General features: G+C 71.9%; 12 protein-coding genes. 9 read left to right on the top strand and 3 right to left on the bottom strand.

Going from position 1 to position 13,054, the window contains the following annotated elements:
- The first annotated feature begins 31 nt into the window (after positions 1-31).
- From GSY65_RS34635 to GSY65_RS05010, 5 genes are all read left to right on the top strand, one after another.
- On the top strand, positions 32-409 hold the full coding sequence (locus GSY65_RS34635; protein WP_159766156.1) for a hypothetical protein: 378 nt from the start codon (positions 32-34) through the stop codon (positions 407-409).
- Positions 410-604: 195 nt separating this feature from the next.
- Positions 605-2,014, top strand: coding sequence for an APC family permease (locus GSY65_RS05025; RefSeq protein ID WP_159766155.1), 1,410 nt, complete (start codon positions 605-607; stop codon positions 2,012-2,014).
- 107 nt (positions 2,015-2,121) lie between these two features.
- Positions 2,122-3,612, top strand: coding sequence for an aldehyde dehydrogenase (locus GSY65_RS05020; RefSeq protein WP_159766154.1), 1,491 nt, complete (start codon positions 2,122-2,124; stop codon positions 3,610-3,612).
- Positions 3,609-4,349, top strand: coding sequence for a gamma-glutamyl-gamma-aminobutyrate hydrolase family protein (locus GSY65_RS05015; protein ID WP_236579704.1), 741 nt, complete (start codon positions 3,609-3,611; stop codon positions 4,347-4,349). Before GSY65_RS05020 ends, GSY65_RS05015 begins: the two co-directional genes overlap by 4 nt.
- A gap of 7 nt (positions 4,350-4,356) precedes the next feature.
- Positions 4,357-5,262 carry a hypothetical protein gene (locus GSY65_RS05010; RefSeq protein WP_159766153.1) on the top strand — a complete coding sequence of 302 codons (906 nt, stop codon included), beginning with the start codon at positions 4,357-4,359 and terminating at the stop codon, positions 5,260-5,262.
- A 223-nt stretch (positions 5,263-5,485) separates the two neighbouring features.
- Here GSY65_RS05010 and GSY65_RS05005 read toward each other — a convergent pair whose 3' ends face one another.
- The 3 genes from GSY65_RS05005 to GSY65_RS04995 are packed head-to-tail and all read right to left on the bottom strand — an operon-like array spanning position 5,486 to position 8,344.
- A complete protein-coding gene (locus tag GSY65_RS05005; protein WP_159766152.1) occupies positions 5,486-6,334 on the bottom strand; it encodes a bifunctional methylenetetrahydrofolate dehydrogenase/methenyltetrahydrofolate cyclohydrolase in 849 nt (282 codons plus the stop codon).
- 26 nt (positions 6,335-6,360) lie between these two features.
- On the bottom strand, positions 6,361-7,203 hold the full coding sequence (purU, locus tag GSY65_RS05000; protein WP_159766151.1) for a formyltetrahydrofolate deformylase: 843 nt from the start codon (positions 7,201-7,203) through the stop codon (positions 6,361-6,363).
- A 19-nt stretch (positions 7,204-7,222) separates the two neighbouring features.
- Positions 7,223-8,344, bottom strand: a complete 1,122-nt coding sequence (locus tag GSY65_RS04995) for an aminomethyltransferase family protein (RefSeq protein WP_159766150.1) — start codon at positions 8,342-8,344, stop codon at positions 7,223-7,225.
- A gap of 113 nt (positions 8,345-8,457) precedes the next feature.
- Between GSY65_RS04995 and GSY65_RS04990 the strand changes: the two genes are divergently transcribed.
- The 4 genes from GSY65_RS04990 to GSY65_RS04975 all read left to right on the top strand — a co-directional run bounded on the left by GSY65_RS04990 (position 8,458) and on the right by GSY65_RS04975 (position 13,041).
- Positions 8,458-9,141 carry a TetR/AcrR family transcriptional regulator gene (locus GSY65_RS04990; RefSeq protein WP_159766149.1) on the top strand — a complete coding sequence of 228 codons (684 nt, stop codon included), beginning with the start codon at positions 8,458-8,460 and terminating at the stop codon, positions 9,139-9,141.
- A complete protein-coding gene (locus GSY65_RS33630; RefSeq protein WP_236579703.1) occupies positions 9,138-9,824 on the top strand; it encodes a SpoIIE family protein phosphatase in 687 nt (228 codons plus the stop codon). Before GSY65_RS04990 ends, GSY65_RS33630 begins: the two co-directional genes overlap by 4 nt.
- Positions 9,825-10,127: 303 nt before the next feature.
- On the top strand, positions 10,128-11,195 hold the full coding sequence (locus GSY65_RS04980; protein ID WP_159766148.1) for a PEP/pyruvate-binding domain-containing protein: 1,068 nt from the start codon (positions 10,128-10,130) through the stop codon (positions 11,193-11,195).
- Between the two features lie 25 nt (positions 11,196-11,220).
- Positions 11,221-13,041: a PEP-utilizing enzyme gene (locus tag GSY65_RS04975; RefSeq protein WP_159766147.1), complete on the top strand. Its 1,821-nt coding sequence runs from the start codon at positions 11,221-11,223 to the stop codon at positions 13,039-13,041.
- Positions 13,042-13,054: the final 13 nt, after the last annotated feature.

Here is a 13,054-nt window from a genome sequence, read left to right as displayed (position 1 = left end):
CCCGGAGAACGCCGGCGACAGCGGTCTGAGCGTGGGCCCGCCCCAGGAGTGCGCGGCCTGCGTCCCGCCGTCCTCCCGTCGCGGCGGCACGGCGGCCGCCCAACAGGTGCCGGACCGACCCTGTCGGCCGTCGTTCCACCCCGACGACCTCGCCGCTCTCCGGCCGGCCGACGCCGACCGGGTCGACCGGGTCGGCGAGTGCCCCGACGGCGCCGTCCGCGTGGCGCCCGACTTCCGGGTGGTGTCCCACCCGACCGCCCGCGGCTGCCGGGCCGCGTACTTCGCCGGGACCGACGTCCCGGTACGCCTGGACAGGACCGCCGACCTCAGCAACACCCCCACGTCGTCGGTCGTCGTACGGCTCGTACGGCTCGTACGCCGGGACGCGGCCGACCGGCCGGCCGCCTGAGTCGCGGTCCTGCGAAAAAGAGCCCCGCGTCCGCGAAAGGATCTTCCACAGCCCCTTGCCAAACGGATAGTTCCGGCCCACTATGGGGCAACTCGTTTGGCTCGAAACAAGTTCTCATCCCTCCCCGTCCCCGGCAGGTGCATTCGAGTGGACAGTCAGACCGTGATTCCCAGACAAACTGGTCATGATGTCTCCATGGCAGGCAGGCTCAAGCCCGATTCTCTCGGTGTCCTGGGCATCCTCTTCTTCGTTCTCTCCGCACAGGCGCCGCTGACGGGCATCGCGGGGGCCGTGCCCATCGCGGTCGCCATCGGCACCGGCGCGGGCACTCCCGCCGCCTACCTCGCCGCCGGCGTCATCATCCTGCTGTTCTCCGTCGGATTCGTCGCCATGGGCCGCCATGTCGTGGACGCCGGAGCCTTCTACACCTACATCGGCAAGGGGCTCGGCCGCCCGACCGGCTCCGGCAGCGCCGGAGTCGCCCTGTTCGCGTACTGCGCCGTCCAGGCCGCCATGTACGGGCTGTACGGCGCCACGGTGAGCGGCCTGGTCGAGCACTACTCGGGAGTCCACGTGGCCTGGTGGGTCTGGGCACTGGTCACCATGGTGGTCGTGCAGGTCCTCGGCGCCTCCGGCATCGAGATGGGCGCCAAGATCCTCGCTGTCTTCGTCCTGGCGGAGTTCAGCATCCTGATCGCCTTCGCCCTCGTGACGTTCTTCAAGGGCGGTGGGCCCGAAGGGCTCGGCCTCACCGACAGCTTCTCGCCGTCCGCCGCGCTCAAGGGCGCTCCCGGTGTGGCGCTGATGTTCGCCGTGGCGTCGATGTTCGGCTTCGAGGCCACCGCCATCTACGGCGAGGAGGCCCGCGAACCCCGCAAGACCGTCCCCCGGGCCACCTACCTGTCGGTCGCGGTGATCACCGGTTTCTTCGCCTTCACCTCGTGGATGCTGGTCTCCGCGCACGGCGCTTCCCGGGCTGCGGGCGAGGCGGGCAAGGCGCTGCAGAGCGGCGACGCGGCAGGCTTCGTCTTCGGGCCGATCGCCGCCCTGTTCGGCGGCTGGACGGCCGACGTGCTGCCGATCCTGCTGGCCACCTCCCTCTTCGCGGGCATCCTGGCCTTCCACAACTCCGCCAACCGCTACCTGTTCTCCCTCGGCCGGGAGGGCCTTCTGCCCCACGGCCTGACCGTGATCAACGGGCGCCACTCACCCTGGGTCGCCGGCGCGGTGCAGACCGGGATCGCCCTGCTGCTGGTCATGCCCTTCGCGATCCTCGGCAAGGATCCCGTGCTGACCCTCTTCTCCTGGTTCAGCGGGGTCGCCGTCCTCGGCATCATGCTGCTGTACTTCCTGACCTCGGTCTCGGTCGTCGTGTTCTTCCGCCGCTCGCGCGCCGACAACCGTCCCTGGAACACCGTGATCGCCCCTGTGCTGGGTGCGCTCGGCATAGCCGGCGCCATCTGGCTCATCATCGCCAACTTCACGACGCTCATCGGCGGTGACCGGACGACGGCCCTATGGCTGCAGGTCACCGTTCCGGCGGTGCTGGTCCTCGGCGTCGTCGGCGCCCGGCTGACACGGGCCCGGGCGGAGACCACCGGCTGAACACCGCCACCCCCGCCGATACGGCCGGAGCCCACGCCCCGGCCGTATCCGGTCTTTCACCGAACCGCGTGAGTCGTTTGTCATCGCATGAGAGGGAGAAGGAGCGCGTGCTGAACGCCACCCATGAGGAACTGCTGCGCCGCGCCAAGGATCTCGATCCGCCCACGCAGCACCACATCGACGGCAGGAGCGAAGCCGGTGACGGCGGATCGTTCGCCGTGGTCTCCCCGCGCGACGGTCAGCACCTGGTCCGGGTGGCCGACGCGCGGGAGGCCGAGGTCGATCTCGCCGTCGCCGCGGCCCGTCGCGCCTTCGACACAGGACCGTGGCCACGCCTGGCGCCCGCCGAGCGCGGCCGGGTCCTGCAGCGGATCGCCGACCTGCTGGAGGAGCGGCGCGAGGAACTGGCGCTGACCGTCAGCCTGGAGATGGGCAAGCCGATCACCGACGCGTACGCCATCGAGTTGCGCGCCGCGATCAACACCTTCCGCTGGTACGGGCAGTTGGCCGACAAACTCACCGACGAGTCCCCCCACACCGCCCCGGACTCCCTCGCCCTGATCACCCGCGAGCCCGCCGGCGTCGTCGGCGCCGTCGTGCCGTGGAACTTCCCCTTGACGCTTGCCGGTTGGAAGGTCGCCCCGGCGCTCGCCACCGGCTGCACCGTCGTCCTGAAGCCGTCGGAGAACTCGCCCCTGTCCGCGCTGCTCCTCGGCCGGATCGCCACCGAGGCCGGACTGCCGCCCGGTGTTCTCAACGTCGTCACCGGCGACGGGCCGGTGGCCGGGCGGGCCCTCGGGCTCCACCCCGACGTGGACGTGCTGGCGTTCACCGGCTCCACCGCGGTCGGCCGCCACTTCCTGCGCTACGCCGCCGACTCCAACCTCAAGCGCGTCTGGCTGGAACTGGGCGGCAAGTCGCCGAACATCATCCTCCCCGACGCCCCCGAGCTGGAGAAGGCCGCCGCCACCGCCGCCTGGGGCATCTTCTTCAACCAGGGCGAGATGTGCACAGCGCCCTCCCGGCTGCTGGTGCACTCCTCCATCGCCGAACAGGTCACGGAGGCCGTCGTGGCGCGGGCGCGCGAACTGCGGGTGGGCGACCCGCTCGACCCGGCCACCGAGATGGGCGCACTGGTCGGCGACAGCCACCTCGCCAGGGTCCTGGAACACGTCGCCTCCGGTCTGGAGGAGGGCGCCCGACTGCGCGCGGGAGGGGGCCGGACCCTGCCCGAGACCGGCGGCAGCTACCTGCGGCCCACCGTGTTCGACCGGGTCGACCCGGGCATGCGCCTGGCCCGCGAGGAGATCTTCGGCCCGGTCCTGTCCGTCCTCGCCTTCGACGACCTGGACGAGGCGGTACGGCTCGCCAACGCCACCGAGTACGGCCTCGCAGCCGGCCTGTGGACCTCCGACCTGTCCACCGCCCACCAGGTCTCCCGCGCGCTCAAGGCCGGAACCGTCTGGGTCAACTGCTACGAGGAGGGCGACCTCACCGTCCCCTTCGGCGGCATGAAGCAGTCCGGCAACGGCCGCGACAAGTCCGCGCACGCCATCGACAAGTACACCGAACTGAAGACCACCTGGATCCAGCTGTGACCCGCACCTCCACACGACCCCTGACGCCCGCGCGCCCCCTGATCGCGATTCCGGCCCGGTTCGCCGCCACCACCTCCGCGCTCCGCTACGCCGCCGAGGTCAACGCCCGCGCCCTGGTCGAGGCCGTGTGGCGGGCCGGGGGCGAGCCGGTGAGCGTTCACCCCGCCGACCCGGCCGCAGCCGACGTCGCCGACCGGCTCGCCCGCTTCGACGGCGTCCTGCTGCCGGGCGGGGGAGACCTGGCCCCGCACCGCTACGGAGCCACCGACACCCATGACAGCGTCTACGACGTCGACGACCTCCAGGACGCGTTCGACCTCGAAGTCGCCCGCCGGACACTGGACCTGGGGCTGCCCCTGCTGGCGATCTGCCGCGGTCTGCAGGTGGTGAACGTCGCCCTCGGCGGCAGCCTGGAACAGGACATGGGGGGCGCCGACCGCGAACACCGGCACGTCGTGCACCCGGTCGCGATCCGGCGCGGCACCCTGCTCGAACAGGCCACCGGCGCGGAGAAGACGGAGGCCTCCTGCTACCACCACCAGCGGGTCGACCGCATCGGCGACGGGCTCGAACCGACCGCGCGGGCCGCCGACGGCACGGTGGAGGGACTCGAACTCCCCGGACGCCCCGGCTGGTTCACGGCGGTGCAGTGGCACCCCGAGGACACCGCGGACCAGGACCCGGCCCAACAGGCCCTGTTCGACGCCCTGGTGCACGCCGCCCGCCACAGACGGTGAAAGGGACATGGCTCTCTTCGGCCACAAGCGACAGGCACCCCGCCTCGCCCCCGAACTCGACGACGTCGCCCTGGGCCGGGTACTGAGAGGCATCGCCGCCGCCCGGGGGCCGGGGCCGCAGGACCTTGCCATCGCCCAGGTGGAACGGCTCCTGCGGGGCACCGGGGACGACTGGGACCGCCGATGCCACCGGATCGGCGTCCTCGCGCAGGCCGCGCCCGCGCTGGCCCGGGGCTGGCGTGAACGCCGGCCCCGCGACCCGGACGCCCTGGCGCTGGCCGGCTGGTGCGAACTGGCGACCGATCCGCGCGGTTCCCTGGCGCTCTGCCGCGCCGCCGCCGACGCCCGGCCGGCTGATCCGACCCCGTGGGTGGCCGCGCTGGCGGCGCTGCGGCTGCTGGGGCGGCCGAGCCGCGAGCTTTCTCCCGTCTGGCAGGAGATACGGGCGCGTGATCCATGGCATCGGGAGGCGCACCTGCAGATCCTGGGCTACCTCTCCCCGGAGGAGCAGGGCAGTCAGGCCGCGCTGCGGGACTTCCTCGACGACGTCGTCGCGGTCATGCCGGGGGACGCGCCGACGGCATGCCTGCCCCTGACGGCGGCCGTGCGGCAGTACCACCGCGCGAGGAGCGGCGGGGGGATCGAGGCACTGGGGGTGAGCCAGTACTGGTCGCAGCCGCACACCGCGCGGCTGCTGGACCAGGGGGCCGCCCTGTGGCCGCAGCCCGGCCACCTGCGTCACGCGGCGGCCGTCACGGATCTGGGAACACTCGCCTACGCCCTGGTCCGGGCGGGCCGCAGAGGCGACGCCGGCCCGGTCTTCTCCGCGGTCGGCGGGCTGGTGTCGCCGTGGCCGTGGGCCTACGAGGGGGACCCGGTGGAGTGCTACACGGACTACTCCGGTCGCGGGTAGGTGTGCGCGCGGTCCTCACGGACCCGTGCGCCCAGCTGCACGACGCCGGCGACCTCGGGCCGCCGCTCGTCGACGCGGGAACAGGGCGACCAGGACGCCGGAGCAGGGCGACCAGTACGGGTCCACGGACGGCGTCGGGACGTCGTCCGTGCCGAGGACGCCCGCGACAGGGCTGTCCGGAGGGCGGGGCCGCAGTGTCCGCGCGGTGCGGCCCCGTGCCTTCTCAGTCCCGCTCGGCCGCCTCGACGATGTTGGCCAGCAGCATGGCGCGGGTCATGGGTCCCACTCCGCCGACGGGCGGGGCGAGGGAGCCGGCGACCTGGTCGACGTCGGGGTGGACGTCGCCGAGGATGCCTTCGACGGTCCGGGTGATGCCCACGGACAGGACGGTGGCGCCCGGTTTGATCCAGTCGGGCCTGACCAGGTGCGCCACACCGGCCGCGGCCACGACGACGTCCGCGACGCGGGCATGGGCGGCGGTGTCCTGGGTGGCTTCGTGGCACAGGGTCACGGTGGCGTGTTCGGTGCTGCGGGTCAGCATCAGGCCGAGCGGGCGGCCGACGGTGATCCCGCAGCCGATGACGCAGAACTGCTGCCCGCTGATGGGCACGTGGTTGCGGCGCAGCAGGTCGATGATGCCCCGGGGGGTGCAGGGCAGCGGCGCCGGGATGCCCAGCACGAGCCGGCCCAGGTTGGCGGGGTGGAGCCCGTCGGCGTCCTTGGCGGGGTCGATGAGCTCCAGCACGGCGTGGGTGTCGATGTGGGTCGGCAGCGGCAGCTGGACGATGAAGCCGGTGCAGGCAGGGTCGGCGTTGAGCCTCCGCACGGCGTCCTCGACCTCGCCCTGGGACGCTGTTCGGGGCAGCTCCACCCGGATCGAGGCGATGCCGACCTGGGCGCAGTCGCGGTGCTTGCCGCCGACATAGGAGTGGCTGGCGGGATCGTCGCCGACGAGGATGGTGCCCAGGCCGGGAGCGACGCCCCGGCGCTTGAGCACCTCCACCCGCTCGGCGAGTTCACGTTTGGTCTCGGCTGCCGCGGCCTTGCCGTCGAGCAGCGTGGCGGTGGTCATGTCGTACCGGCCTCTCGGTGCGGTCGTCAGGCGAAGACGACGGTGCGGGAGCCGGTGAGGACGACGCGGTCCTCCGCGTGCAGCCGGACCGCCCGGGCCAGTACGACCCGTTCGACGTCGCGGCCGATCGCGACGAGTTCGGGCGCGGTGTGGCGGTGTCCGACGCGGACGACGTCCTGTTCGATGATCGGGCCCTCGTCGAGGTCGGCGGTGACGAAGTGGGCGGTGGCGCCGATGAGTTTGACGCCCCGGTCGTGGGCCTGGTGGTAGGGCTTGGCTCCCTTGAAACCCGGCAGGAACGAGTGGTGGATGTTGATGACCCGCCCGGACAGCCTGCGGCACAGGTTGTCGGAGAGGACCTGCATGTAGCGGGCGAGCACCACGAAGTCGACCTGGTGCTCGGCCACCAGCCGCAGCAGTTCGGCCTCCGCCTCGGGCTTGGTGTCGCGGCTGACGGGGAGGTGGACGAAGGGGATGCCGTACCGCTTGGCGACCGGCTCCAGGTCGGGGTGGTTGGAGACGATCAGCGGGATGTCGACGGGCAGTTCGCCGAGGTCCCAGCGGTAGAGCAGGTCGACCAGACAGTGGTCGAACTTCGACACCATCAGCAGCACCCGACGGCGCTGCTCCTCCGGGCGGACGGTCAGGACCGGGTCGAAGCGGGCGAGGCGCAGGGTGAGTTCGTCCCGCAGCCTCTCGGTGTCGGCCTCGGGTGTCTCCAGACACACACGGAGGGTGAAGACGCCGGTGCCGGGGTCGGAGAACTGGGCGCTCTCCAGGATGTTGCCCTCGGCGGCGACGCCCGCGGCGAGTGCGTGGACGATGCCGGGCTGGTCGGGGCAGCGGAGCGTGAGGATGGTGCGTTGCACGGTAGGGGTCTCCGTCGGGTCAGGCCCGCACGCGGGCGCGCTCGGGGTCGTACACGGGGGTGGGCCGCACGGTGGCGTCGGCCTTGGAGCCGTCGGAGGCGACGGCGGTGAGCGCGGTCCCGGACTTCACGGCGTCACGGTGGACGCGGGCCAGGCCGAGGGTGGCGCCGTCGAGCGCGGGGGAGGGCAACGCCGTCGTCACGTAGCCGATGTCCCGGCCGTCCAGCTCCAGCCGGGCGCCCTCGGCGGCCTCCGGCGCGGCGTCCACGACGACGCTGACGACCCGTCCGGTCGCGCTGTCCTTCTTGGCGAGCAGCGCGTCGCGGCCCTGGAAGGGGCCCTTGTCGAAGTCGATCGCCCAGCCCATCCGGCACTCGAACGGGGTGACGGTGTGGTCGTACTCCAGCTCACCCATGATCATCCCCGCCTCGGTGCGGCAGGTCAGCAGCGCGATCGCTCCGAAGGCCCTGATGCCCAGGTCGGCACCGGCCTCGAAGACCGCGTCCCACAGCTCCAGCGCCCGCTGCCGTGGCACCTGGATCTCGTAGCCGAGTTCGGCGGTGAACCCCAGGCGGCTCACCTGGGCGGGGATGCCGGCGACGAGCGCGTCGTCCAGGAAGGTGTAGTACGGGAACGCCGCGTTGGACACGTCGACATGGGTGAGGCGCTGGAGGACGTCCCGGCTGCGCGGGCCCTGCAGGGTGAGCACGGCGGACTCTTCACGGCGTTCGGTGACCGTGCTCCCGGCGGGGGTGTGCGCGGCCAGCGCGTCCATGGTGGCCGGGTTGCCGCCGGTGACGACCACGTGGTCGGGCGCGAGGACGGCCACGGTCACGTCGTCGAGCATCATCCCGTCGGCGTCGACCACGACGCCGTAGGCGATGCGGCCGGCACCCAGCCCCTTGACGCTGCGCGAGAAGACGGCGTCGACGACGGCGACCGCGGCCTCACCCTCGACATGCCACTTGTGGAGCATCGAGTACTCCGAGGCCCCGACGGAGGTCCGGATGGCCAGGTACTCCTCGGCCGGGTCGCTGATGGCCAGCGGTACGGCGTTGCCGTAGATGTCGATCCACTCCTCGACGCGGTCCGCGTAGCGGGGAGCGAACGGGGTGGTGCTCAGTCCTTCGGGGACGGCCATGGAGACTCCAGGGAAGAGAGGAAGGGCGTGCGCCGCAGCGAGAATCTATCCATCTGGATAACTTGTCAATAGGATAGATTGAGTCGAGGGGACGGCAGACAGAGGGAGGGCACGTGACCGCCGCGGTGGAGACGGACGGTGAGGCCGGCGAGGAGGCCCGGCCCGGTTACGGCGAAGGGCGAGGGGCGCTCCTGGCCGCGGCCGTGAGGGTGGTGGCCCGGGGCGGCCTGCGGAAGCTGACCTACCGCGCCGTCGCCGCCGAGGCCGGCGTCACGCACGGCCTGGTCGCCCACCACTTCGGTTCCCGTGACGCCCTGCTGGAGGAGGCGCTGCGGTGGTGCGTCACCCGCAGTATCGAGACGTCGTCGCTGGTGCCCGCCAGCGGAAGGCTGGAGGACTTCGCCGCGACCCTGGCCGACGTCATCGAGGCCGACCCCGACCTCCAGGCGTTCCAGTACGAGCTGAAGCTCGAAGCCAGCCGCCGGCCCGAGCTGGGCCACCACGTCGACCTGCTCTACGAGGCGTACCGCGCTGCCGTGCGCGAGGCACTGGCCTGCTTCGGCGTGTCCCCGGACCTGACGGAGATCGTCTTCGCGGCCCTGGAGGGCCTGGTCTTCCACCAGGTCACCTCCGGCGCACCGGAGCGCACCGAGAAGGGCGTCGACGCCCTGCGCCGACTCCTCGCGGCCCACCGCGCGCAGGCGTCACCGACGACGGCCGGCGTTGCGTCGAACGAGCCGAAGGACTCCTGCACCAACCCCAGGAGCGCCGATGACGAGCCTGCGCGAAGGGCATGACCAGCCAGTCCCGCCGCGCGGTACGACGCCCCCGGCCACACCTGCGCAGGTCGGCGCGACCGCGGAACTGGACCAGCACGGCGCGACCGCGGTGCTGGACCAGCACCCGTGGTTCACCGGCTGGAGCCGGGAAGCCGAGGAACCGTTCGGTCTGGCGCCCGATCGGGCTGGTGGTGGGCGATGTCGTCGGACACGGCACGAGTGCGGCCGCCACCACGGGCGGGGTGCGCACCACCACCGCCGCGGCGCTCGCGGCGCTCGACCTCGCGCCGACGGACTGCTCGCAATCGACGGTGAGGGGGCGAAAGCGGCGCCGTGGCCGGGCACGATCAGGGTCTGGTTCAGGGCCGCGCCCTCGCCGTCGTCGGCGGCCGGATCAGCGCCCTGGGGGCGGCTGCACCGGCCGCTCGTGGCCCTCTCGCCACCGCCGTCGGCGGCGCACTGCTCTCTGCCTTTCGAAGACAGTCATGTCCATCCGGTTATGGCGGGACTGGGGCTGCACGGGGTCCCGGTCCCGGACCGCCAAAGCGCCGAGGACATCGCCGAGGCCGTGCGGCACCGGGCCGAAGAGCACCCCGATGCCGAGTGCCGCACGGCGGGGCGGTTCCCGCCGGACGGCACAGACGGCTCGGACCACTGCCGGGAACCGGCCGACCCGCGTGGTTCCGACTCCGGGGGCATGACACGGAACTCAGCCGCGCACAGTGCCCGAGGCATTGCCGTCTTCGGCGTGTACGCGCTCCACGACATCACCGGTCGCGATCTCGGCGGCGAGGTGGCCTGCGGCGGAACCCGCATCGTGGCCGACGCCGGCTCTTCATCAGCCGAGTGTGGTGAGCGGCCCTGCTCCGGCCGCGTTCAGGCGCTCCACCCGGGCGGGAGGAGCGGGCCCGCTGCCCGTCCTGGACCGGGCAGCTCCGGAGGGCCGGGCGCGCACGCCGTTACTCCCGCTTTCTCGTGGCCACGGGAGATGTTTAGCTTGGTGTATGTCCAGCCGGTACACCGTCCCGCTGCGATCCGGGGCGGAAGGCCCACCAGCGGACCTGGTGGGTGGCAAGTGCGCCGGTCTGCTGGAGCTCGCCCGCGCCGGACAGCCGGTGCCGCGGGCGTTCGCGGTGACGGTGGACGCCTTTCGGACCCTGTTCGCCGATCCGGCACTGCGCGCGGCGGTCGGCGCGGTCCTCTCCGAGCTGGATCCCGTTGATCTCGCAGTGGCCGAGACCGTCAGCTCCGAGATCCGCCGCCTGGTGTCCGGCCACCCGGTGCCGGCGGAGCTGGAGGAGGACATCTCCGCCGGATACCGCGCGTTGTGCGCGGAGCTCGGGCAGCCGGACGTGCCGGTGGCCGTGCGCTCCAGCGCCACTTCGGAGGACCTGACGCAGGCCAGCTTCGCCGGGCAGTACGACACCTGCCTGTGGATCCGGGGCGTCGAGGCCGTCCTGGACGCCGTACGGCACTGCTGGTCGAGTCTGTGGACCGCCCGTGCCCTCGTCTACCGGGCCGCCCACGGTGTGCCCGACGAAGGGCTGGGCATGGCCGTATGCGTGCAGGAGATGGTGGACGCGCGCACGGCGGGCGTCGCCATGACACTGAATCCGGTCAACGGAGACCGCTCGAAGGTCGTCGTCGAGGCCGGCTGGGGCCTGGGTGAGCCGGTGCTCTCCGGCGAGGTGACCCCGGACCACTACCTCGTGGACAAGGTGCTGCTCGTCCCGGTACGGACCGTGGTGGGCTCCAAGTTCCACGAGTTGGTGCCCGCCCCGGACGGCCAGGGGCTGCTTCGCCGCCCCGTGGACGACGAGCGCCGCGCCGCCCCCTGCCTCACGGCGGCCGAAGTCGTGGAGATAGCCCGTCTCGCCAAGCAGAGCGAGCGATGCGGTGGGGCTCCCCAGGAGATCGAGTGGGCGCTCGCCCGCGACCTCCCCGCGCCGAGCGGACTCCGGTTGCTCCAGAGCCGCGCCGAGACCGTGTGGAGCCGAAGGCGGGGAACGGCCGCCGAGGTCACCGCGGAATCGGGCGCCGCCGGGATAGCCAGGGCCCTGACAGGCTTGTGAGCCGCGACGAGGAACGGACCGCACCATGGCGACCGACACCCGAACCGCGTTCCCCAGCCCCTACGAGCTGCCGGACCCACCGGGCGCCGAGGGATGGCGACACCTGTACCCGTACCACCTGCTGTTCCAGGAGGACCGGCGTGAGGCGGACGAGTCCGCGTTCTGGTTCTGCGACAGTCAGCACTGGCCCAGCGTCATCAAGCCGTTCGAGACGATCGGCGCGGAGTTCGCGGTGAAATGCCTCGGCGAGTACAACACCAGGTACTTCCTGGTACCGACCTCGTACGGGTTGGAACGACGCATCCACCAGGGCTACTGCTACCTGAGCCCGGTTCCCGCGCCCGCCGACCGTGTCGCGGAGCGCGTACCGGAGTTCGAAAGGCGAGCCGGGCACTACTTCGGTCACTGGGAACAGCTGCTGGCCCACTGGAAGCGCAAGGTCCTGGAGACGGTACGTGAACTGGAGGCGATCAGGTTCGCCCCCTTGCCCGAGACCCAGCCCGCCGAGGAGGTCGAGGCCGGAGCCGGGACCGGCGCCAGTGACGCACTGCTGACCCGATACGACCGGCTCATCGCGCTCTGCCACCGCGGCTGGCAGCACCACTTCGAGTTCCTCAACCTCGGCTACGCCGCCTACCTGGACTTCTTCCTGGCGTGCAGGCGTTGGTTCCCCGACATCCCGGACCTCGGGGTCGCCAGAGTGGTCCAGGGCGTGGAGATGGAACTGTTCCGTCCCGACGAGGAGCTGAAGCGGCTGGCCAAGCTCGCTGTCGAACTGAATGTCGAGAACAGGCTGATGCCTGCGGACCCCGGCGCGCACACACTCAGGGCCCTGGCCGTCTCCGGCCGGCCGGGCAGGGAGTGGCTCGACGCCTGGGACGCCGCACGCGACCCGTGGTTCAACTTCACTTCGGGCAACGGCTTCTACGCGAGTGACGTCTACTGGCGGGACGACCCCTCGCTGCCCCTGGGGTACATCCGCGACTACGTTCTGAGGCTGCTCCGAGGCGAGACGATCGACCGGGACCTCCCGGGGCTGGTCGCCGACCGCGAGCGGATCACCGGCGAGTACAGGGAACTCCTCGATCCCGCGCAGCGGCCGGTCTTCGACGCGAAACTGAGCGTCGCACGACAGGCGTACCCGTACGTGGAGAATCACAACTTCTACATCGAGCACTGGACCATGGGCGTGTTCTGGCGCAAAGCGAGGGAACTGTCCCGGCTGCTGCGGAGCGCCGGATTCTGGCCCGCCGACGGGGACATGTTCCACCTCACCCGTGACGAGGTCCGGGAGGCGCTGTTCGACCACGTCAACGGCTGGGCCTCGGGCAGCCGGCCCGTGGGCTGCGACTACTGGCCACCGGAGATCGCGCGGCGCCGTCGGATCATGGCCGCCCTCGCCCGACGGCGACCCCAGCCCGCGCTCGGCGTCCCCCCGCCGTCGGTCACCGAGCCGTTCACCATCATGCTGTGGGGGATCGACGAGGAGCGGATCCGCTCCTGGCTGGGCGGGGGCTCGGCCACCGGCGGGCTGACCGGCGTACCGGCCTCACCCGGCACTGCCGAGGGACCGGCCCGCGTGGTCCGCGGTCCGCGTGATCTGTCCCTCGTCCAGGAGGGCGAGATCATCGTCGCGTCGGTCACCGCACCCAGCTGGGCCCCGGTGTTCGGCAAGGTGCGGGCGGCGGTCACCGACATCGGAGGGGTGATGTCCCACGCCGCCATCGTGTGCCGTGAGTACACGGTGCCGGCCGTCACCGGCACCGGAGACGCGTCCACCCTCATCCCGACCGGCCGACGGATCCGTGTCGACGGAACCACCGGCACGGTCACCGTCCTGGACTGACAGTGGGGATGTG

The sequence above is a fragment of the Streptomyces sp. HM190 genome, assembly GCF_009857135.1.
Classification (GTDB): domain Bacteria; phylum Actinomycetota; class Actinomycetes; order Streptomycetales; family Streptomycetaceae; genus Streptomyces; species Streptomyces heilongjiangensis.
This window is presented reverse-complemented; position numbering and strand designations above follow the sequence as displayed.